The following is an 18,287-nucleotide window of genomic DNA, read 5'->3' as shown; positions in this document are numbered from 1 at the left end:
CCACGCCTCCTCCCGGCCCTGAATTCCGTTGCCCGCTATTCCCTGACCTTCTTCTTCAAGCCCTTGGCCACGCTCTTCTCGTCCTTCACCTCGCCGAAGGCGTCCGGAAAGTTCTTCCGCGCCAGCGGCTCGTTGATCTTCAGCTTGGCGAAGTAGGATTGCGGATCGAAGCCGCGTTCGGCGGCGATCACTTCGCGGCCGAAGAGGCGGCAGAGGCGTTCGCCGTCGAGATTGCCGCGTTCGAAGGGTTCGGTGCCGAAATACTGCCAGAGCGCCTGCATGAAACCGAGGTCGGCGAGTGCCACCGTCTGGTCCATGGTGCGGTGGCGCGGCCAGTTGGTCACCGGCGTTACCTTCGGATTGGCGCGGCGGATCGTATACTGCCACTGCGTTCCAGGCAGACCGAGCGGAAAGCCCTGGTGTTTCGGCATGAGCGGATCTTTTGCCATGGGTTCACACCTCGAACACGTCTTCGAAGGATTCGGGAAAGTTCTTCCGCGCCACCTTCTCGTCGATGACCAGCATCGCCTCGTAGGACAGAGGGTCGAATTCCTTGGTGGCGGGCACCACTTCGCGGCCGAAAAGCAGGCTCAGGCGCGCGGCATCGAGATTGCCGCGCTCGAAGGGTTCCGTGCCGAAATGGTGCCAGAGCGCATGCAGGAAGGCCGCATCGATGCGGTGTTCCTTGGTGCCGGGGCGCGCCTTGCGGGGCAGCGCCTTGATCGGGGTGACGCCGCGTGGATTGGCGCGGCGGATGGTGAACTGCACACCGGTCCCCGGCATGCCGCCGGGGAAACCGCGATGTTTGGTCATGTCGGGGAGGCTTGGCATGGTCTCTCCTTACGCCGCAGCGATCTTGTCCTGCGTCTTCGTATCGAAGTCGGAGGCATCGTGGCGTTCATGCAGCTGTTCGGAGAGCGGGCCGGAGGTCTTGTTGACCATGGCGCCACGTTTCACACCCGGACGGGCGGCAAGCTGCTTTGTCCAGCGCTGGACATGTTCGTATTCATCGACCGACAGGAAGGTGCCGGCATCGTCATAGGCGCCGTGCAGGGCCAGACGCCCATACCAGGGCCAGATCGCCATGTCGGCAATCGTGTAATCTTTGCCGGCCATGAACTCGTTGTTGGCGAGATGGCGGTTCAGCACATCCATCTGGCGCTTCACCTCCATGGCGTAACGGTCGATCGCATATTGGATCTTCATCGGCGCGTAGGAATAGAAATGGCCAAAGCCGCCGCCGAGGAAGGGAGCGGACCCCATCTGCCAGAAGAGCCAGTTCAGCGTTTCAGCGCGGGCGCGGGTTTCCGATGGCAGAAAGGCGCCGAATTTCTCCGCGAGATAGGTCATGATCGAGGCACTCTCGAACAAGCGGATCGGCTCGCCGCCATCCTTGGGCGCATGGTCCATCAGGGCCGGGATCTTGGAATTCGGGTTGACCTCGACAAAGCCCGAGGAGAACTGGTCGCCCTTGCCGATATTGATCAGCCAGGCATCGTATTCGGCGCCGTCGTGACCGGCTGCCAGCAGCTCCTCCAGCAGGATCGTCACCTTTTGGCCGTTCGGCGTGCCCAGCGAATAAAGCTGCAGCGGATGCTTGCCGACCGGGCGCTCCTTGTCATGTGTCGCGCCCGCGATGGGGCGATTGATATTGGCGAAGGCACCGCCATTGCCGGGCTCCCAGGTCCAGACCTTCGGGGGCACGTAGCCAGCTGGCAGGTTTTTCTCGGGCGGGAATTTTGTCTCGGTCATGAATCGGGTCCTTTCTCGGTGAAGCGCCTCGGGCGCGCCGAGAGTTATATAGGCCTTCCCTGTTGTCCTTGCCCACTCTCAATGCATGATCACAACGGGCCCCTCACAACGGGATCGTGTCGTGCTTCTTCCAATGCGTGCCGACCTGCTTGTTGCGGAGGCTCGCAAACGCCTTGGCAATGCGGCGGCGGGAGGAATGCGGCATGATCACTTCGTCGACGAAGCCGCGTTCGGCGGCCTTAAAGGGATTGGCGAAGTTGACTTCATATTCCCTAGTGCGTGCGGCGATTTTTTCCGAGTCGCCGAGCTCCGAACGGTAGAGGATTTCGGCAGCGCCCTTGGCGCCCATCACGGCGATTTCGGCGGTCGGCCAGGCATAGTTGATATCGGCGCCGATATGCTTGGAGGCCATGACGTCGTAGGCGCCGCCATAGGCCTTGCGGGTGATCAGCGTCACCATCGGCACGGTCGCCTGGCTGTAGGCGAAGAGCAGTTTTGCGCCATGCTTGATGACGCCGCCATATTCCTGGGCGGTGCCGGGCAGGAAGCCGGGCACGTCGACCAGCGTCAGGATCGGGATCGAAAAGGCATCGCAGAAGCGGACGAAGCGGGCGGCCTTGCGCGATGAATCGATATCGAGGCAGCCGGCCAGCACCATGGGCTGGTTGGCGACGACGCCGACCGTCTGGCCCTCCAGCCGCAAGAAGCCGGTGATGATGTTCTTCGCAAAGGCTTCCTGGATCTCGAAGAAATCGCCTTCGTCGGCCAGCGCGTAGATCAGCTCCTTCATGTCATAGGGCTTGTTGGAGCTGTCCGGGATCAGCGTGTCGAGCCGCATTTCGATGCGGGCCGGATCGTCATGGAAGGGGCGGACGGGCGGCTTTTCGCGGTTGTTCAACGGCAGGAAATCGAAGAGCAGGCGAACCTGTTCCAGCGCCTCGATGTCGTTCTCATAGGCGCCATCGGCGACGGAGGATTTCTTCGTGTGCGTGGAGGCGCCGCCGAGCTCTTCCGCCGTGACGATCTCGTTGGTGACGGTCTTCACGACATCGGGGCCGGTGACGAACATGTAGGAGCTGTCGCGCACCATGAAGATAAAATCGGTCATGGCTGGCGAATAGACGGCACCGCCAGCGCAGGGGCCCATGATGACGGAGATCTGCGGAATGACGCCTGAGGCATCGACATTGCGCTTGAAGACATCGGCATAGCCAGCCAGCGAAGCGACACCTTCCTGGATGCGGGCGCCGCCCGAGTCATTGAGGCCGATCACGGGCGCGCCGACCTTCATCGCCATATCCATGATCTTGCAGATCTTCTGGGCATGGGTTTCCGACAGCGAGCCGCCGAGCACGGTGAAATCCTGGGAGAAGACATAGACCTGGCGGCCGTTGATCGTGCCCCAGCCGGTGACGACGCCGTCACCCGGCACCTTCTGGTCGGTCATGCCGAAATCCACGCAACGGTGGGTTACATACATGTCGTATTCTTCGAACGAGCCTTCGTCTAGCAGGACCTCGATGCGCTCGCGGGCCGTCAGCTTGCCCTTGCCGTGCTGGGCGGCGATGCGCTTTTCGCCGCCGCCGAGGCGGGCCTCCGCGCGGCGCGCTTCGAGCTGGTCCAGGATCGTCGACATGCTTCCTCCGGAATGATCTTGATGGCTTCAAGCCTTGTGTGACACCTATTCCACTGTGCCGCAGAAGAAAACGGTTGAACAGGTGCATCTGTGGATTTATGAATTTGCAAAGTGAAAATTGCGAATTTGCGAAATGGCCATCGGGAAACTCTTCATCGGCCGCAAGGTCCGCGACATCCGCCAGGCAAACGGGGCCACCCAGGCGCAGTTTGCCGACATGGTCGGCATTTCCACCAGCTATCTCAACCAGATCGAAAACAATCAGCGCCCGGTCTCGGCCTCGGTGCTTTTGTCGCTGGCGGAAAAGTTCGGCATCGACATCACCGAGCTTTCCTCCGGCCAAAACGACCGGCTGCTCTCGGCGCTGACGGAGGCGCTCTCTGATCCGCTGTTCGAGACCTATTCGCCGAGCCTCCAGGAGCTCAAGCTCGTCACCCAGAATGCACCCGGCTTCGCCCATGCGCTGATTGCAGCCCACCAAGCCTACAGGCGCGGCAATGAGCAGCTGGCGAGCCTCGACGATCGGCTGGGGGCAGCCCCCAGCCAGGAGGTGACGCCCTATGACGAGGTGCGCGACTTCTTCCATTTCGTCGACAATTACATCCACGATCTCGACCTTGCCGCCGAGCAGTTGGCGACGGAACTGAGGCTCGGGGAGGGGGAGAATTACGCGGCCCTGTCAGGCCATCTTGAGGCGAAACACGGCGTGCGCGTCGTGCGCGGCGAGGCGGGCGACGAGGCGATCCGCCGCTTCGATCCGGTGGGGCGCATCCTCACCGTCAGCCGTTATGCCTCGGCCCCCACCCGCGATTTCCAGATCGCCATCCAGATCGCCCAGCTCGCCGCCGCCACGAAGATCGACCAGGTGCTGAAACAGGCGAATTTCCGCAGCGAAGAGGCGGTCGAGATCTGCCGCATGGGGCTCTACAATTATTTCGCCGGCGCGCTGATCCTGCCCTATCGCAGCTTCCTCACCGCCGCCCGGGATCTGCGCCACGACATCGAGCTGCTCGCCGCCCGCTTCGAGGCCTCGCTCGAACAGGTCTGCCACCGTCTCTCGACGCTGCAGCGACCGGGCCTCAAAGGCGTGCCGATCTTCTTTGCCCGCATCGACCGGGCCGGCAATATCACCAAGCGGCACAGTGCGGCGCGCCTGCAGTTCGCCCGCTTCGGGGCGGCCTGTCCGCTGTGGAATGCGCATCAGGCCTTCGAGACGCCGGGCCGGATCATCCGCCAGACGGCGGAAACGCCCGATGGCGTGCGCTATCTCTGCATCGCGACGCAAGTGTCTAAAGGCTCCGCCGGCTTCCGCGCCGCCAATCCGCGCTATGCCTTGGCGCTCGGCTGCGAGATCTCCTATGCCGGCGCCTTCGTCTATGCCGACGACCTCGACCTCTCCAACCGCGGCGCCTTCGACCCGATCGGCATCTCCTGCCGCATCTGCGAACGCATCAAATGCACCAGCCGCGCCGTGCCGCCGCTGAAAAGGAAGCTGGTGGTGGATCACAGGGTGCGGAACCCGATGCCGTATGAGATTGAGTGAGGGGGCTTGGCTGTCGAAGCTGTCGGCAATTTTGGGTTGTAAGTTTCGCGCCAGATTATGCCTCTATCTCTCGCATCAGAAGAGCGAAGCGGAGTGAGGCGATGCAGATCAGTCAATTTACGAATACCTATTCGGCAAAGTTTGCCGGTTCGAGCTCTGCTTCCGGGGCGAAGAGCGCGGATCAGGGCTTTGGTGCGTTCTTCAACGACGGCGACTATGCATCCAAGGACAATGGCCTTTTCAAGAACCTGCTCCAGGATCCTGAACTGCAGGACAATTACGTGCTCCGTGCTGACGGTGGATACGAGTTCATACCCGACGTCGAATCCGGGCCGCGCTCCAATAGCGTGAGCATCTTGGCCAGACTTATCGAAGAGCAGAATGGCTATGAATACAAGGCGGCAGAAGTTGAATCTCTTTTCACGCCGAACGAACTTGCAGCCTTTCGTCAAATGACGGGCTATAATCTTGTCCAAGCTGGTGGAGGGGTGACTGTGACCGATGACTACGGGCGCAGTGTACCTGCGGCTGACCAAGCCAAGATCATGGCAGCTTGGGAGGTGTTCGATGGCGCGAAGGCAATCCAGGGATACTCCAATCCCGGCGGGGAGCTGACGGTTGCTGATCTTCAAAGCGCCGCTCGGTGGGTTGCCGAAGTCAGGGGTGGCGACGCGGCTTTCTGGGATGACATTTTCGATATGATCGATGGTCTTGCTTCCTCCGGCAGTCCGCTTGCGTCCGGCGAAAGCGCGATGGCGGAGCAAGAGACCGTTGCTCAGCGTTCGGCAGATGCATTGCCGCTGTGAATGGCACTCGTATGATCAAGTGATGTTGTCCGTGTGCCTTTGTGTGCTATATTTGTAGCACAATATGGAGGCGACTATGACGGTGACGACAAAGGTGCGCAAGCAGGGCGGGGCTGCCGTGGTCACGATCCCGCCAGCACTGCTCAAGCTGATGGCTGTCGAGGTCGGTGACCAGCTGTCTCTCGACGTGCAGAATGGCGAGTTGGTGGCAAAGCCGCTCCGGGCCGGCGTCAAGCGCTACACCCTGGCGGAATTGCTGGTCGGCGCCGAGGAACTTGCTCAACTCAACGCTTCGCTTGCCGACACGATGGACGGCGATGCGGTCGGTCAAGAGATCGGCTGATGGTCCGCAGCGGTGTTCCTCGCCGGGGCGATGTCTACTGGATCGATCCCAATCCGGTCGCCGGGCGCGAGATGAAGAACCGGCACCGGTTCGTTGTGATCACGCCTCATGAAATCAATGTATTCGGTGTGTGCATGACCGTCCCAGTGACCACTGGCGGTGGCTTCACACGCGACATCGGACTAGCTGTGCCAATCCATGGACATGATACGACGGGTGTCGCGGTTTGCAATCAAGTGCGCAGTTTCGATATAGCGGCCCGTGTTCAGCAACGTTCGGCGAGTTTCATCGAGACGCTGGATAAGGCGACCGTTGACGAGATCGTTGCGCGTGTCGTCAGCGCTATCGATCCGTTGCCAGGCGCTGGCTGATCAGCGGTCAGCCAAACAACCGCTCATCCCGCGCCGCAAAGAATGCCTCGACACTCTCCGGCGCTACATCCCCCAGCGTCGCCGGCGACCATTTCGGGTTCCTGTCCTTGTCGATGATTGCCGCCCGGATGCCTTCGTAGAAATCGGGGACTTTCACCACCTGCAGGGTGCCAGCGAATTCGCGTTCGAGGCAGGTTTCGAGGTCCTTGGAGCGGCGGGCCTCGCGCAGCATCCTGAGCGTAACCTTGAGGCTGGTCGGCGATTTCGCGCTGATGGCGGCAAGCGTTCTGGCGGCGAGGTCGCCATGCTCCTTTTCGAGGGCGGCGATGATCTCCTCGACCGTGTCGAAGGCGAAGCAGCGGTCGATCATGGCGCGGCCTTCGGAAAAAATGCCGGTCGGGCCGTCCACCGTATAGTCGCGGATGATTGAGGCGATCGTTGCCCCAAGGGCGGGTGCGGGCAGGACGGCGATGCGCTCCAGCAGTTCGGCCACCCGGTCCTGCGGAACATACCAGTCGGCAAAGCCTGCGGTGATGGCATCCGCGCCGTTCACCGCCTCGCCAGTCAGGCCCATCCAGGTGCCGAGTTCGCCGGATGCGCGCGACAGCAGCCAGGTGGCGCCGATATCGGGGAAGAAGCCGATGCCGGTTTCGGGCATGGCGAGCTTGGTCGTCTCGGTGACGATGCGGTGGCTGCCATGGCTGGAAACGCCGACACCGCCGCCCATGGTGATGCCGTCCATCACGACGATGTAAGGCTTTTTGAAGCCGGCGATGCGGGCGTTCAGGCGGTATTCGGCCTTGAGGAATTTGGAGGCTTTGCCGTCGCCGGCCTTGCCGCTTTCATAGAACATCCTGATATCGCCGCCGGCGCAAAGCCCGCGTTCGCCTTCGCCGGTGACGAGGACGGCAGCCACGTCCGGGTCTGCCTCGAAGGTATCGAGCGCCTTGCCGAACTCCAGGATCATGTCGTGGGAGAGGCTGTTCAGCACCCGTGGACGGTTGAGGGTGATCAGCCCCAGCGCGCCTCTTTTTGCCGTGAGGATTTCCTCGCCCTGATAGTCCGCTTCCAGATAGCGCATGCTGTCCTCCCTTGTCTTTTGAGAGAGTTAGATATGCGTCGCGGGGAAAGGGCAAGAGGTGGGCTAGCGCATATGGAACGGGACCCCCCTCTGGCCTGCCGGCCATCTCCCCCACAAGGGGGGAGACTGGCTGAACCGCCGGCCCGCTCACATTCCGTTGGCGCCGCAAAGGGATCGGCAAACGCGGCGCTCCGCTCTCCCCCCTTGTGGGGGAGATGTCACGCAGTGACAGAGGGGGGTATCCCAACGCGACAGCCTTGAACTGCCTGAGCAGGATCAGCCGACGAGATTGCGCGGTGTGCCCGCAAGAAACAGCTCGATATTCTCGATCAGCTGGTCGGCCAGCGCCTGGATTGCCTCGCGGCTTGCCCAGGCGACATGCGGGGTGAGGATAACGTTTTCGCGTGACGCGATCCGCATCATCGGGCTGTCATGGGCGGGTGGTTCACCGTCGGTCACGTCGAAGCCGGCGCCAGCGACCTGGCCGGCATCGAGCGCCTTTTCCAGCGCCAGTTCATCGACGAGGCCGCCGCGGCCGGTGTTGATGAGAAGCGGGCGGCGCTCCATCAGGGCGAATTCGCGCGCACCGATCACGCCGCGCGTTTCCGGTGTCAGCGGGCAGTGCAGCGTGATCACATCAGCGCGTTTCATGACCTCGTCGAACGCCGTCTGACCGGGTTTCAACTCGGTTGCTCCGCGACGACCGGCGGCAAGCACCGTCATGCCGAAGGCCTCGGCGATCTTGCCCACGGACTGGCCAAGCGTGCCATGGCCGATGATGCCGAGCGTCGAGCCGCCGAGATCGGCAATGGGATAATCGAAATAGCAGAATTGCGCCGCCTGCTGCCAGCGTCCTTCGATGACCGACTGACGATAGGGCAGGATCGAGCGGCGCAGCGCCAGCATCAGCGCGAAGGTGTGTTCGGGCACCGTGTGCTTGGCGTAGTTCCTGATATTGCAGACGGCGATGCCACGCGCCTTGGCCTCGACGAGATCGACGATGTCGGTGCCGGTGGCAGAGACGGCGATCAGCTTCAGCTTCGTGGCGCCGGCAAGCGCCTCGGAACGGACAGGGGCCTTGTTGGTGATCACCACGTCTGCGTCGCGGATGCGCTCCGCCACTTCGTGCGGGGCAGTGCGGGCATGGACCACCATTTCATGCGGCACGGAGGGCGCACGGACCATGGTTTCCGGCGACAGCGTGTCCCGGTCGAGAAAGACGATGCGGATCATGGCGGACCTCCCTGCGTTGCCATCGACCTAGCCGAGCCGCTTTCGGCCGGCAAGGCAGGTCAGTGGTAGTCCGGTACGCCCGGCATGGTGATGAAGCCCGGCAGTGCCCGGAAACGGCGCAGCCAGCGGCGAAGCGCCGGGTATTCGTCATGGTCGATGCCGCAGTCGCGCGCGAGCGCAAAGCTTGGCAGGAGGGCCAGATCGGCGAGTGTCGGGGTGTCGCCGACGAACCATTCATGGCCTTCGATCTGCCTGAGCGTCATATGGTCGTTCATGATGCGGAAGGCTTTGCGGGCGGCGCTGAGGTCGCTGTCGCTGGCGCCCTCGGAGGTGAAGAGTGCCGCCTCGCGGGCGTCCACGGCGGGCTTCAACTCGCGACCGGAGAAGCCCAGCCATTGCTGGACGCGTCCGAAGTCTGCTGCATCGGCGGGCAGCCAGGGACTATCCGGTGCATGAGCCCGCACGAGATAAGCCAGGATCGCCGCGGTGCCGAAGAGCCTGACGTCGCCGTCTTCGAGGATAGGCAGCGTGCCGGTCGGGTTGAGCGCCAGCATATGCGGCTTCTGCTGCTCGCGCCCCGGTGCCTTGTCGACGGCAACCGTCTCGAAGGAGAGCCCGAGCATGGAGAGGAGAAGGCGAACGCGAAAGCCGTTTTCGTCGAGATGGTAATCGTAAAGCCTGATCATCACGCGGCCTCCATCGAGCGTGCTTCGAGGCGATTGCGGAGGTCGGTTGCCCAGAGCGTGAGGCTGCGGCGGGTGGTGGTCGAGATGTCGCCGGTGACGGTCACGTGGAGTGCGGAGCGCTCGGCGTCGCGGGACTGGGCGGCGATCAGCACGGTCGTGCCGTTTCCTTGCAGTGTCACCGTTGAGGCTGAGGTTGCGCCCACGCTGTAGCCTTCCGGCAGCGCTGAAGTCACCGCCGAAAGAGCCGCTTGCGCCGTCATGTCCAGGTACAGGCTCCGAACGGCCTGAGCCGTCTGGGGAAGCGTCGAGAGGTCCGCTGCATCCGCTCCTTCCGGTGCCATCCAGACGATGCCGGCGCGTTCGATCGCGGCGAAGGTCGGGACCTTGATGGTCTGTGGCACCTCCAGATCCGGATGCGCGGGAATGTAGCGGCACTGGCCACCGGTATCGTAGCGCCAGCCGTGATAGAGGCAGGCGATGTGGTCGCCGCGCACGAAGCCGAAGCTCATGCGCATGCCGCGATGCGGACAGCGATCCTCCCAGACATGGATTTCGCCCTTGTCGTCACGCCAGACGACGCGCTCCTCGCCGTTGACGAGCGTTCCGGCAGAGGTGCCGGCTTCGATGTCGGCGGAAAGGGCAACGGGGATCCAGGGAGAGGCTGATGTCATGATGCGGCCTTTGCGGGCAGGTCGTCGTCGGTTTGAAATCTTGATACGTCGAGCACGATGCTGTCATAGGGGCCAAGGCTGACCGCCATTTCAAAGGCGTCGATCAGGGCTTCCGGGCCCGACAGCGTGAGGCGGCAGCGCTCGCTGTCGCAGAAGGCAATGTTCAGGCCGAGCGAGAGACGCGCTGCACGATGTTCGGCAAACGCGACAAAACCTTGCGGCTCCAGCCTTCCGGAAAAGGTGAAGCCGACGGTCATCTGGCCGGCCTTCGCCGTCATCGGATGGGGATCAGTGTTGCCTTGCAATTGTGCGCGCTCTAATTTTTGGGCAATCTAGCGGCGGGCGCGATCGGGTTTCAAGCGGTTTCTCCCATGCTCCAGAGGAAAGACAGACTATGCAGAACGGTATCGACAAGGCGTCGCTCAATCAGTGGTATGTGCTCGATACCGAGGCGGTGATCCCCGTGGGCCGATCGCAGAACCGGCTGCTTGGGACGGATCTCACCGTCGTCAAGCAGGCGGATGGGGCGATCGAGGTGTTTGCCGAGGGGCGAGCCGAGCCGCTGCCGCTTCGCCATCGTTTCGGTTTTCTCTGGGCGACGCTGGGTGAGCCCGAGCGCGAGATCTTTCCCCTGCCGGAGGCCGACGAGCCTGATCGCCGCTACGTGCCCTGCGGTGTTGTCACCGTGAAGGCGTCCGGCCTTCGCATCGTCGAGAATTTTCTCGACATGGCGCATTTTCCCTTCGTGCATACCGACGTTCTGGGTGCGGAGCCGCATACCGAAGTGCAGAGCTATGATGTCGAGATCCGGCGTGAGGAGGACGAGGTCTGGGCGACCAACTGCACCTTCTTCCAGCCGCAGGCGGCTCTGTCGGCGCAGGACGGGATCACCACGCAATACATGTACCGGGTGATGACGCCGTTCACGACGATCCTCTACAAGACCTGTCCCAATGCGACCAATCGCTGGGATGTCATCGGTCTCTTCGTCCAGCCGCTCGATCCCGGCCGCTGCCGGGCCCATCCGATCATGTATCTGATCGACGATGTCTCGACGACGACGGAGCTCATTCATTTCCAGCAGATGATCTTCCTGCAGGACCGGATCATCCTTGAGAACCAGCGTCCGGTGCTTCTGCCACTCGAGCCGCGCAAGGAAATTCCGACCCGAGCGGATGCTTCCTCCATCGCCTATCGCCGCTGGCTCAAGGAAAAGGGCGTGACTTACGGCGCAACGACGGCTGCGGCATGAGGGCAACAAAAAACCCGGAGCCGTGAGGATCCGGGTTTCATATGTCTCAAGACCTTCAGGTCTCAGCCGCGGGCCATCCAGTCGTCGATCTCGCGGTCGGCTTCTTCCTGGGTCTTGCCATAGGCGGCCTGGATCTTGCCCGACAGTTCCTTGCGCTTGCCGGCGATCACGTCGAGATCGTCACCCGTGAGCTTGCCCCACTGGGTCTGGGCCTTGCCCTTGAACTGTTCCCAATTGCCTTCGATCTGATTCCAATTCATCGGTGTTCTCCCGTGTCTGGTGTGTTGTCGAGGCTCGTGTCCTCGGCTGCAACAACGTGAGCCGCGTCTTCGGGTTCCATCTTCTTCATCTTCTTCATCATCGCCCCGGGAGTGGGTTCGGATCTGTTCAAGTTTTCGCCGATGCGGTGGAACACTCGCGCACTTCTGACGTTTGAGAGGGAACAAGACACCATATTTTACAACGAAGGAGATCGACTATGGCGCAGGTACCGAGTGCCTCGAAGAACAAGGCCGAAAGCATCGCAAACGATATGGCGACCGGCATTGAAAACAAGGCATCCACGACCGCAGGTGCGACCAGCGGCGACGTGCAGGCCGATCTCGAAGCTCTGCGCCGTGACATCGCGTCGCTGACGCAGACGGTTGCTTCTTTCGGCAGCGGCAAGATCCGCCAGGCGGGTGAGACCTCGCAGCAGTATATGGACAGCGCCCGCGAGCGCTTCATGAATGCGGAAGAGGACATTGAAGCCTATGTCCGCGCGAAGCCCCTGCAGTCGCTCGCCATGGCCGCTGGCGTCGGTTACGTGCTCGCCCTGCTCAGCCGGCGCTGATCATGCTGCCTCTCTTCAGACATCTCGGCGTCGCGGCATTCGGTAAAGTTCGCCCGACAGCCACCCGTCTGACGCGCTCCCTGATCGGGGGCGCGGTTGCCGGGATCTTCGGGCTGACGGCCTATGTGGCATTGTTGCTGGCGCTCGGCTTCTACCTTTCGGCGGAACTCGGCGCGGTCTATGCAGCTTTGATCGTTGCACTTCTCACTGCCGTTTGCGCCGTCATTGTGCTCATGGTCGTGCAGGGCATGAACAAGGCGACCGAGCGTCGGGCCGAGGCTCGTCAGCGTGCGGCACGCTCCCGGCTTCCGGATCCGATGACGTTGCAGATGCTCGCCGGTGTACCCGCTATGATGAGAGGGCGTTCTTTATTGACCACTGCCGCAATTGCGGCCCTGGTCTTTGGCGTCGCGAAGATGCAGGGCGTTGGTCGGGACGATCACGACGACTGATTGTAAATGAGGGAGCCAGTGCGATTGTCGCTGGCTCTCTCTGCACCTGAGCCTCAGTTATTTCTTCGCTTTGGTTTCCGCGTCCTGCAGGCGCTCGAGAAGGTCCAGCAAATGAGAAGGCGTGCCTTCGTCCACGATGCTGTCGTAATAGCCGCGGAGCTTTGTGCCGATCAGCGCGTTGTCGTTCCGTCGCTGTGCTTGGGTGGGCTTTTTCGTCTTCGCCGGCTTGTCCGCAGGGCCTTCAGCCATTTTGTTCCAGTTCCATCGTTTTCCTAGGCGAAATGAGAATTACTCCTATAAGATTTCGGATGCAAAAAAGTTCCATAGGTGATGGAACTTTTTTGCAGGCACGGCGTTTTCAGCCGAGTCCGCACCGAATTCCATACTGATTGGAGAACTGCATGTCCCTTACTGCCCGCGTTGCCGTCCATCTTCCCTATCTGAGGCGGTATGCACGCGCCGTCACCGGTTCGCAGACATCTGGAGATGCCTATGTCGCGGCTGTTCTTGAGGCGCTGATCGCCGATATTTCGATTTTCCCGGATACGGGGAACGATCGCGTTGCACTCTACAAGCTCTTCGTCACCATCTACGACTCCACCAAGGTGGAGCTGCCCCAGATCACCTCGCCCTTTGCCTGGGAAAAGCGCGCAGCCGCCAATCTTGCCGCAGTCCCGACACGTGCTCGCCATGCTTTCCTGCTGATCACCGTGGAAGGCTTCACCACTGCCGAGGCGGCCAACGTCCTCAGCGTCAGCGAGTCCGAGTTCAACGGGCTCTTCAATGAGGCCTCCATGGAAATTTCTCGTCAGGTTGCAACCGATATCATGATCATCGAGGACGAGCCTCTGATCGCGCTCGACATCGAGCAGATGGTCGAGGACCTCGGCCACCGTGTCACCGGCATCGCCCGGACGCATGCCGAAGCGGTCGATCTCTACAAGCGCACCAACCCGAAGATGGTTCTGGCCGACATCCAGCTGGCCGATGGCAGCTCGGGTATCGATGCCGTCAACGACATTCTCAAGGTCGACACGATCCCGGTCATCTTCATCACGGCGTTCCCGGAACGTCTGCTGACGGGCGAACGTCCGGAGCCGGCATTCCTGGTCACCAAGCCGTTCAACCCCGACATGGTCAAGGCGCTGATCAGCCAGGCGCTCTTCTTCAACGAGCGTGTTGCAGAGCAGGTTTGATCTAGAACGCGTGAATGGACGTAAGCGAGGAAGGGACCGGCGGGCGAGGCCGGTCCGGGGTGCCGATCAGCGGCGGAGCAGGTAAATTGGTACATCGGTTGACATGGTTTGAACCTCAGCGCGGCGACGATCAGCTGCGGGAGTTCTTCATAACCGCGCTCATGGATATGGGCGCCAGCCTGATCCTTCAGGACAAGGACGGTACCTATGTCTGCATCACCTCGCTGCCGTCTCGCTGGCGGCTGACTCCGGGTGTCGTCCCCTCCGACGAGGCGATTTTCGGGGAAGAGATTGGGCAGAAGCTCGCCGAGCTGAAGTCTGGCCTCGTCAATGCCGGTGATCGTGCGGAACTTGAAATCGAGGGAGGTGAGGACACCTTCTACGAATTCCGGTGCCGCATGGTGGAAATGGCAGACCACGATCTGCACATGATCACGGTGGTCATCGACCGGACGGAAGACCGCCGGCGCGAGCGTCTCTTGAGGGCGCTGCTGCGTGAGGTCAGCCACCGGTCGAAGAACCTGCTCGCCATCATCCAGAGCATTGCCTCTCAGACGGCGCGCTATTCCGGCACGCTCGACATGTTCCTCGGCAAATTCCGCGGAAGGCTGCATGCCCTGTCGCAGTCTCAGGATCTGATCACGGATTCGAGCTGGCGGGGCGCCTATTTCCGGGATCTGCTGAAGCAGCAGGTCGATCGTTACGTGCAGGAAAACGCCGATCTGGTGCAGGTGTCTGGCGAAGACGTGCTCCTTACGCCGAATGCCTCCCTGCATATCGGTCTTGCGCTTCATGAGCTGGTGGTCAACGCCGTCAGTCACGGGGACTTCCTGCAGCGGCGTCTGCCGATCGAGGTCTCCTGCCGCAAGCTGGATACGCCGGATGGGCCTGTTATCGAGATGCTTTGGACGGAGCCTTACACAGCCCGTGCGACCGAGGACACGAAAGCTGCCCGATTCGGCAGTACGGTCCTTGAGCGGGTCGTGCCGTCGTCGGTCAATGGCGAAGCAAAGCATTCCTTGGAAAACGGGCAGGTGCGTTACCAGCTGCGTTTCCCGCTTGAGATTTTCGACTGACCTTCCAGCTCCGCCGCCTCCCGCGTCGCTGCCTCACAGAAAGACGAGATCATGCGCCTGTTCAGTTGCAGCAACTGTTCGAATGTCGTGCATTTCGAAAATGATGGCTGCGTGACCTGCGGTTCACGCCTCGCCTTCCGCTCCGGCAACCTCGACATGGTCGCGCTCGACATGTCCGGTACCCAGGTGCTCGAACAGGGGCAGGTGGGAACGGATATCGTGCGGCCTTGCGCGAATGCCGCATTGGGTGGCTGCAACTGGCTGGTGGAAGACGGTGATGAAAGCGGCTTCTGCCTGGCTTGCCGCCACAATCTGACGATCCCCGATCTCTCGATACCGGAGAACCTGCAGAACTGGCAGAGGATCGAACTCGCCAAGCGCGGCCTTTTCTATTCGCTGCTCAGGTTCCAGCTGCCGCTGGTCACTCGGACCGCCGATCCGGAGCGGGGGCTCGGGTTCGAGTTCCTGGCAGACGATCCGACGGCCGAAGGCGAGGGGCCGGTTCTGACGGGCCATGACGAGGGGCTGATCACGCTCAACATCGCCGAAGGCTCGGATGCCGAGCGGGAAGCGCGGCGGGTCGCACTCGGTGAACCCTTCCGCACACTCCTCGGCCATTTTCGCCATGAGGTCGCCCACTACTATTGGAACGTCCTTGTTCGTGACACGGGTCGCTTCGACGAATTTCGTGCCGTCTTCGGTGACGAGCGCGAGGACTATTCGGAAGCTCTCAAGCGACATTATGCCGAAGGTCCGGTCATCGGCTGGGAGAACAGCTTCATCTCCGCTTATGCGGCCAGCCATCCGTGGGAAGACTTCGCGGAAACCTTTGCGCATTACTTCCACATGGTGGACGCGCTCGATACGGCCGACGCGTTCGGTCTTCGCACCAGCCCGGATGTCGAGGCCGATATTCCCGCCATTGAGCTCAAGCGGACCTTTGACAGCTACAGAGCGGGCAGTACACAGGCGCTGATCCGCGCCTGGGTGCCGTTGACGCTGGCGATCAACAGCATCAACCGCAGCATGGGGCAGCCTGATCTCTATCCCTTTGTGCTGTCGGAGCCGGTGATTGCAAAGTTGCATTACATTCATGGGTTGATACGCGCCTAAACCGGCCGGTCTGCCTTACAAACGCCGAATTCCCGGAACCTCGGCCAAGTCTCCGCGTTAACCTTCCAGTAACACGGAGACTGATCATGAACAGTATGGCTGCCTTATTGGTCATTGTGGCCTGCCATCCGCAAGACACCACCTGTCTTCAGGATCCTGTGGCCGTCATTTCCTATGACACTGACGATGCTTGCTACAACGCGCTGCCGGAAGAACTTCGCAGAGCGCGCGCCATGGCGGATATCATCTATGGTGATTGCTTCCCGGTCAGTGCCGACCTCGTCGCCGGGCGCGACATCCGCCAGACGATCGATCCCGGCAAGCTTGCCGTTCTTGATGCCCCGGTGTCCGTCGCCGGTCCTGCCGAGGCGCAGGCATTGATCGCGCCGATCCCGGCAGAGCGTTATGGAGCTGTCCGATGAATACGACCGATACGACGCAACCCGCACAGAGCCCGCAGCCCAATGTCGATGCCGAGAACCGTCATCTGGCGCAGCAGGCCGGTCTCGATCAGGATCTGGAGTCGCAGGTGCCGCCCCGCTATGGGCCGTTTACCGTCACGACGCTCAGCATCATCCTGATCCTGCTCGTCACGGTGATCATCTGGGTGCTAATCTAAAAATTTCCGGTGTAAGTAAAAAAAATAGGCCGCTTCTTTCGAGGCGGCCTATTTTGTTCATCTTCGACCTGCTCAGGCCTGACGGAAGAGGCGCATGGCAAGCGAGATGAGGAAAAGAATGATGAAGATGCCGAAGAGGATCTTGGCGATACCTGCAGACGCGCCGGCGATGCCGCCGAAGCCAAGTACACCTGCGATCAGAGCGACGACCAGAAAGACGAGGGCGTAGTAGAGCATATTGGGTTCTCCTGTTTCGATGGCGGAAGAACGTCGCCTGTCGGTCTTTGTTCCATCTCGATCACGGTTTCGAGAGGGCCGTTTGTGCTATTGTGGAAGTCAAATAAAAATATCGCGTTTCGTGGAACCTTCTCCGCGCATCCGCGTTTTCAGGCGACACCGTTTCAAACCCGTTGGACCAAATGACAGAACATTCAAAGAAAGCGCCGGCTTCGAACGGGCTGCCTGGAATGGCCGCCTTTCACCCCGGGGTCTCGGCGCAACTGCGAGAATACTACCAATCCGTACAGGAGGAGGGCATACCAGAGCGGTTCCTGCAACTCCTCGAGCGTCTGGATGTGGCGGAGCGCCAGGCCAGCGAAGATACTCGCATCAAGGATACTGCTCGATGACTGTTGGCGATAAGTCGACTGACGGATCTTTCAAGCGCGAGCTGCTCGCCGCGCTGCCCAACCTGCGTGCTTTCGCCGTATCGCTGACCGGCCGCCACCATGTGGCTGACGATCTGGTGCAGGACACGATCATGAAGGCCTGGGCCAAGCAAGATCACTTCGAGCCCGGCACGAACATGAAGGCCTGGCTTTTCACCATCCTGCGCAACGAATTCTATTCGCAGATGCGCAAGCGTGGTCGCGAAGTTTCCGATACGGACGGCATCTTCACGTCACAGCTCTCCACCCATCCGCAGCAATACGGCTCTCTCGACCTGCAGGACTTCAAGCGGGCGCTCGACCAGCTGCCGAGCGATCAGCGTGAGGCGATCATTCTCGTCGGCGCGTCGGGCTTCGCTTATGAAGAAGCGGCGGAGATCTGCGGCTGCGCCGTCGGTACCATCAAGAGCCGCATCAATCGCGCGCGCAACAAGCTTCAGGAGATCCTGGGCGTGAGCGGCGAGGGCGATTACGGTCCGGATGCCAACAGCTCAGCGGTCATCAAGAAGGCCTTCGCTGTCTGACGACTTGCGACGCATCGCGTCGAGCACCGCCGCAGCCAGTTCTGCTGATTGCGGCGGCTTGGAGACCATGGGGTAGGACGACACAACCGTGTCGGCAACGGGGTAATAGTCATAGGACGACAGAAAGACCGGCACTGCGCCGGCCGACTGAATCAGCTTCGCGCGCTCGACATTCAAGGGCTCGGCTGCTGCAGCGTCGATGATGACAATCTCGAAATCTCCCGCAGAAAGCTCTTGAGCCAGCCTGGCAAGCGGCGTGATCTTCACGTCACATGTCAGGCTCTCCTGCAGGATGCGCTCCACCTCCATCGCAATAAGATACTGGTTTTCGGCGATGAGAACGCGGGGCGTCGACGTGGTCATGGAAGTTCCTTTTGTCAGCCGCGCGTTATGGGGCGTAGGTTGACGACCGTCATTTAAAAAAGACATGTGA

Annotated in this window: 27 protein-coding genes; 14 read left to right on the top strand and 13 right to left on the bottom strand. The window is 61.3% G+C overall.

From position 1 onward, the window contains the following. Nucleotides 1-35 precede the first annotated feature (35 nt). From M1E12_RS14165 to M1E12_RS14150, 4 genes are all read right to left on the bottom strand, one after another. Nucleotides 36-449 (bottom strand): hypothetical protein, encoded by a 414-nt coding sequence (locus M1E12_RS14165; RefSeq protein ID WP_479562236.1) that lies wholly within the window; start codon nt 447-449, stop codon nt 36-38. Nucleotides 450-453: 4 nt separating this feature from the next. Then, the gene (locus tag M1E12_RS14160) at nt 454-831 is read right to left on the bottom strand and encodes a hypothetical protein (RefSeq protein WP_476067267.1); all 378 of its coding nucleotides are present in this window, start codon (nt 829-831) and stop codon (nt 454-456) included. Between the two features lie 9 nt (nt 832-840). Continuing rightward, nucleotides 841-1,752, bottom strand: coding sequence for a glutathione-dependent disulfide-bond oxidoreductase (gene yghU / locus M1E12_RS14155; protein WP_479562235.1), 912 nt, complete (start codon nt 1,750-1,752; stop codon nt 841-843). 103 nt (nt 1,753-1,855) lie between these two features. Continuing rightward, nucleotides 1,856-3,388: an acyl-CoA carboxylase subunit beta gene (locus tag M1E12_RS14150; protein ID WP_479562234.1), complete on the bottom strand. Its 1,533-nt coding sequence runs from the start codon at nt 3,386-3,388 to the stop codon at nt 1,856-1,858. A 133-nt stretch (nt 3,389-3,521) separates the two neighbouring features. Here M1E12_RS14150 and M1E12_RS14145 point away from each other — a divergent pair, with 133 nt between their 5' ends. The 4 genes from M1E12_RS14145 (at nt 3,522) to mazF (ending at nt 6,451) form a co-directional block, all read left to right on the top strand. Continuing rightward, nucleotides 3,522-4,931, top strand: a complete 1,410-nt coding sequence (locus M1E12_RS14145; RefSeq protein ID WP_479562233.1) for a helix-turn-helix domain-containing protein — start codon at nt 3,522-3,524, stop codon at nt 4,929-4,931. A 101-nt stretch (nt 4,932-5,032) separates the two neighbouring features. Then, nucleotides 5,033-5,737, top strand: coding sequence for a hypothetical protein (locus M1E12_RS14140; protein ID WP_479562232.1), 705 nt, complete (start codon nt 5,033-5,035; stop codon nt 5,735-5,737). A 76-nt stretch (nt 5,738-5,813) separates the two neighbouring features. Further along, complete coding sequence (mazE, locus tag M1E12_RS14135; RefSeq protein ID WP_310241256.1) at nt 5,814-6,080, top strand: type II toxin-antitoxin system antitoxin MazE; 267 nt, start codon at nt 5,814-5,816, stop codon at nt 6,078-6,080. Continuing rightward, the gene (mazF, locus tag M1E12_RS14130; protein ID WP_310241258.1) at nt 6,080-6,451 is read left to right on the top strand and encodes a type II toxin-antitoxin system toxin MazF; all 372 of its coding nucleotides are present in this window, start codon (nt 6,080-6,082) and stop codon (nt 6,449-6,451) included. Before mazE ends, mazF begins: the two co-directional genes overlap by 1 nt. Nucleotides 6,452-6,458: 7 nt before the next feature. Here the strand turns inward: mazF and M1E12_RS14125 are convergent, their stop codons facing one another. The 5 genes from M1E12_RS14125 to M1E12_RS14105 form a co-directional block, all read right to left on the bottom strand. Next, nucleotides 6,459-7,532: an enoyl-CoA hydratase/isomerase family protein gene (locus M1E12_RS14125; protein WP_479562231.1), complete on the bottom strand. Its 1,074-nt coding sequence runs from the start codon at nt 7,530-7,532 to the stop codon at nt 6,459-6,461. A 276-nt stretch (nt 7,533-7,808) separates the two neighbouring features. After that, nucleotides 7,809-8,765, bottom strand: coding sequence for a D-2-hydroxyacid dehydrogenase (locus M1E12_RS14120; protein WP_479562230.1), 957 nt, complete (start codon nt 8,763-8,765; stop codon nt 7,809-7,811). 59 nt (nt 8,766-8,824) lie between these two features. After that, on the bottom strand, nt 8,825-9,451 hold the full coding sequence (locus M1E12_RS14115) for a glutathione S-transferase family protein (RefSeq protein ID WP_479562229.1): 627 nt from the start codon (nt 9,449-9,451) through the stop codon (nt 8,825-8,827). After that, entirely contained in the window at nt 9,451-10,122 is a 672-nt protein-coding gene (locus M1E12_RS14110) for a Rieske 2Fe-2S domain-containing protein (protein ID WP_479562228.1), read from the bottom strand. Before M1E12_RS14110 ends, M1E12_RS14115 begins: the two co-directional genes overlap by 1 nt. Next, a complete protein-coding gene (locus M1E12_RS14105) occupies nt 10,119-10,427 on the bottom strand; it encodes a hypothetical protein (RefSeq protein ID WP_246034971.1) in 309 nt (102 codons plus the stop codon). The genes M1E12_RS14110 and M1E12_RS14105 overlap by 4 nt, the downstream gene beginning before the upstream one ends. Before the next feature lie 89 nt (nt 10,428-10,516). Here M1E12_RS14105 and M1E12_RS14100 point away from each other — a divergent pair, with 89 nt between their 5' ends. Then, nucleotides 10,517-11,374 carry an aromatic ring-hydroxylating dioxygenase subunit alpha gene (locus M1E12_RS14100; RefSeq protein ID WP_136538004.1) on the top strand — a complete coding sequence of 286 codons (858 nt, stop codon included), beginning with the start codon at nt 10,517-10,519 and terminating at the stop codon, nt 11,372-11,374. Between the two features lie 62 nt (nt 11,375-11,436). On the opposite strand, the gene M1E12_RS14095 is transcribed toward M1E12_RS14100, so the two are convergent. After that, the gene (locus M1E12_RS14095; RefSeq protein WP_113461149.1) at nt 11,437-11,634 is read right to left on the bottom strand and encodes a CsbD family protein; all 198 of its coding nucleotides are present in this window, start codon (nt 11,632-11,634) and stop codon (nt 11,437-11,439) included. A 218-nt stretch (nt 11,635-11,852) separates the two neighbouring features. Here M1E12_RS14095 and M1E12_RS14090 point away from each other — a divergent pair, with 218 nt between their 5' ends. Further along, nucleotides 11,853-12,206 (top strand): ElaB/YgaM/YqjD family protein, encoded by a 354-nt coding sequence (locus tag M1E12_RS14090; protein WP_479562227.1) that lies wholly within the window; start codon nt 11,853-11,855, stop codon nt 12,204-12,206. Nucleotides 12,207-12,208: 2 nt separating this feature from the next. Beyond that, a complete protein-coding gene (locus M1E12_RS14085) occupies nt 12,209-12,658 on the top strand; it encodes a hypothetical protein (protein ID WP_310241266.1) in 450 nt (149 codons plus the stop codon). Nucleotides 12,659-12,715: 57 nt separating this feature from the next. Here M1E12_RS14085 and M1E12_RS14080 read toward each other — a convergent pair whose 3' ends face one another. Then, nucleotides 12,716-12,907: a NepR family anti-sigma factor gene (locus tag M1E12_RS14080; RefSeq protein ID WP_479562226.1), complete on the bottom strand. Its 192-nt coding sequence runs from the start codon at nt 12,905-12,907 to the stop codon at nt 12,716-12,718. Nucleotides 12,908-13,059: 152 nt separating this feature from the next. Here M1E12_RS14080 and M1E12_RS14075 point away from each other — a divergent pair, with 152 nt between their 5' ends. From M1E12_RS14075 to M1E12_RS14055, 5 genes are all read left to right on the top strand, one after another. Beyond that, nucleotides 13,060-13,854, top strand: coding sequence for a response regulator (locus M1E12_RS14075; protein WP_136538007.1), 795 nt, complete (start codon nt 13,060-13,062; stop codon nt 13,852-13,854). A gap of 98 nt (nt 13,855-13,952) precedes the next feature. Beyond that, nucleotides 13,953-14,930, top strand: a complete 978-nt coding sequence (locus tag M1E12_RS14070) for a sensor histidine kinase (RefSeq protein ID WP_479562225.1) — start codon at nt 13,953-13,955, stop codon at nt 14,928-14,930. 51 nt (nt 14,931-14,981) lie between these two features. Beyond that, nucleotides 14,982-16,043, top strand: coding sequence for a zinc-binding metallopeptidase family protein (locus tag M1E12_RS14065; protein ID WP_479562224.1), 1,062 nt, complete (start codon nt 14,982-14,984; stop codon nt 16,041-16,043). 86 nt (nt 16,044-16,129) lie between these two features. Next, a complete protein-coding gene (locus M1E12_RS14060; RefSeq protein WP_479562223.1) occupies nt 16,130-16,465 on the top strand; it encodes a hypothetical protein in 336 nt (111 codons plus the stop codon). Then, nucleotides 16,462-16,662: a hypothetical protein gene (locus tag M1E12_RS14055; RefSeq protein WP_479562222.1), complete on the top strand. Its 201-nt coding sequence runs from the start codon at nt 16,462-16,464 to the stop codon at nt 16,660-16,662. The genes M1E12_RS14060 and M1E12_RS14055 overlap by 4 nt, the downstream gene beginning before the upstream one ends. Before the next feature lie 72 nt (nt 16,663-16,734). Here M1E12_RS14055 and M1E12_RS14050 read toward each other — a convergent pair whose 3' ends face one another. Further along, nucleotides 16,735-16,899 carry a DUF1328 domain-containing protein gene (locus M1E12_RS14050; protein WP_069043330.1) on the bottom strand — a complete coding sequence of 55 codons (165 nt, stop codon included), beginning with the start codon at nt 16,897-16,899 and terminating at the stop codon, nt 16,735-16,737. 182 nt (nt 16,900-17,081) lie between these two features. On the opposite strand from M1E12_RS14050, the gene M1E12_RS14045 reads away from it, so the two are divergent. Together M1E12_RS14045 and M1E12_RS14040 are read left to right on the top strand one after the other, a co-directional pair. Continuing rightward, complete coding sequence (locus tag M1E12_RS14045) at nt 17,082-17,291, top strand: NepR family anti-sigma factor (RefSeq protein ID WP_162760022.1); 210 nt, start codon at nt 17,082-17,084, stop codon at nt 17,289-17,291. Next, nucleotides 17,288-17,854 carry an RNA polymerase sigma factor gene (locus M1E12_RS14040; protein ID WP_113461140.1) on the top strand — a complete coding sequence of 189 codons (567 nt, stop codon included), beginning with the start codon at nt 17,288-17,290 and terminating at the stop codon, nt 17,852-17,854. The genes M1E12_RS14045 and M1E12_RS14040 overlap by 4 nt, the downstream gene beginning before the upstream one ends. Here the strand turns inward: M1E12_RS14040 and M1E12_RS14035 are convergent. Further along, complete coding sequence (locus M1E12_RS14035) at nt 17,822-18,217, bottom strand: ANTAR domain-containing protein (protein ID WP_136538011.1); 396 nt, start codon at nt 18,215-18,217, stop codon at nt 17,822-17,824. The genes M1E12_RS14040 and M1E12_RS14035 overlap by 33 nt on opposite strands. Nucleotides 18,218-18,287 lie beyond the last annotated feature (70 nt).

This window comes from Rhizobium sp. K33 (assembly GCF_056501445.1).
Note: the sequence above shows the minus strand (reverse complement) of the source record. Positions and strands in the feature narration are given on the sequence as shown.

Bases quoted from the DNA above. Each gene is read 5' to 3' on its own strand.
- M1E12_RS14165 (WP_479562236.1), bottom strand. From the start codon at position 449: ATGGCAAAAGATCCGCTCATGCCGAAACACCAGGGCTTTCCGCTCGGT.
- M1E12_RS14160 (WP_476067267.1), bottom strand. From the start codon at position 831: ATGCCAAGCCTCCCCGACATGACCAAACATCGCGGTTTCCCCGGCGGC.
- yghU (WP_479562235.1), bottom strand. From the start codon at position 1,752: ATGACCGAGACAAAATTCCCGCCCGAGAAAAACCTGCCAGCTGGCTAC.
- M1E12_RS14150 (WP_479562234.1), bottom strand. From the start codon at position 3,388: ATGTCGACGATCCTGGACCAGCTCGAAGCGCGCCGCGCGGAGGCCCGC.
- M1E12_RS14145 (WP_479562233.1), top strand. From the start codon at position 3,522: ATGGCCATCGGGAAACTCTTCATCGGCCGCAAGGTCCGCGACATCCGC.
- M1E12_RS14140 (WP_479562232.1), top strand. From the start codon at position 5,033: ATGCAGATCAGTCAATTTACGAATACCTATTCGGCAAAGTTTGCCGGT.
- mazE (WP_310241256.1), top strand. From the start codon at position 5,814: ATGACGGTGACGACAAAGGTGCGCAAGCAGGGCGGGGCTGCCGTGGTC.
- mazF (WP_310241258.1), top strand. From the start codon at position 6,080: ATGGTCCGCAGCGGTGTTCCTCGCCGGGGCGATGTCTACTGGATCGAT.
- M1E12_RS14125 (WP_479562231.1), bottom strand. From the start codon at position 7,532: ATGCGCTATCTGGAAGCGGACTATCAGGGCGAGGAAATCCTCACGGCA.
- M1E12_RS14120 (WP_479562230.1), bottom strand. From the start codon at position 8,765: ATGATCCGCATCGTCTTTCTCGACCGGGACACGCTGTCGCCGGAAACC.
- M1E12_RS14115 (WP_479562229.1), bottom strand. From the start codon at position 9,451: ATGATCAGGCTTTACGATTACCATCTCGACGAAAACGGCTTTCGCGTT.
- M1E12_RS14110 (WP_479562228.1), bottom strand. From the start codon at position 10,122: ATGACATCAGCCTCTCCCTGGATCCCCGTTGCCCTTTCCGCCGACATC.
- M1E12_RS14100 (WP_136538004.1), top strand. From the start codon at position 10,517: ATGCAGAACGGTATCGACAAGGCGTCGCTCAATCAGTGGTATGTGCTC.
- M1E12_RS14095 (WP_113461149.1), bottom strand. From the start codon at position 11,634: ATGAATTGGAATCAGATCGAAGGCAATTGGGAACAGTTCAAGGGCAAG.
- M1E12_RS14090 (WP_479562227.1), top strand. From the start codon at position 11,853: ATGGCGCAGGTACCGAGTGCCTCGAAGAACAAGGCCGAAAGCATCGCA.
- M1E12_RS14085 (WP_310241266.1), top strand. From the start codon at position 12,209: ATGCTGCCTCTCTTCAGACATCTCGGCGTCGCGGCATTCGGTAAAGTT.
- M1E12_RS14080 (WP_479562226.1), bottom strand. From the start codon at position 12,907: ATGGCTGAAGGCCCTGCGGACAAGCCGGCGAAGACGAAAAAGCCCACC.
- M1E12_RS14075 (WP_136538007.1), top strand. From the start codon at position 13,060: ATGTCCCTTACTGCCCGCGTTGCCGTCCATCTTCCCTATCTGAGGCGG.
- M1E12_RS14065 (WP_479562224.1), top strand. From the start codon at position 14,982: ATGCGCCTGTTCAGTTGCAGCAACTGTTCGAATGTCGTGCATTTCGAA.
- M1E12_RS14060 (WP_479562223.1), top strand. From the start codon at position 16,130: ATGAACAGTATGGCTGCCTTATTGGTCATTGTGGCCTGCCATCCGCAA.
- M1E12_RS14055 (WP_479562222.1), top strand. From the start codon at position 16,462: ATGAATACGACCGATACGACGCAACCCGCACAGAGCCCGCAGCCCAAT.
- M1E12_RS14050 (WP_069043330.1), bottom strand. From the start codon at position 16,899: ATGCTCTACTACGCCCTCGTCTTTCTGGTCGTCGCTCTGATCGCAGGT.
- M1E12_RS14045 (WP_162760022.1), top strand. From the start codon at position 17,082: ATGACAGAACATTCAAAGAAAGCGCCGGCTTCGAACGGGCTGCCTGGA.
- M1E12_RS14040 (WP_113461140.1), top strand. From the start codon at position 17,288: ATGACTGTTGGCGATAAGTCGACTGACGGATCTTTCAAGCGCGAGCTG.
- M1E12_RS14035 (WP_136538011.1), bottom strand. From the start codon at position 18,217: ATGACCACGTCGACGCCCCGCGTTCTCATCGCCGAAAACCAGTATCTT.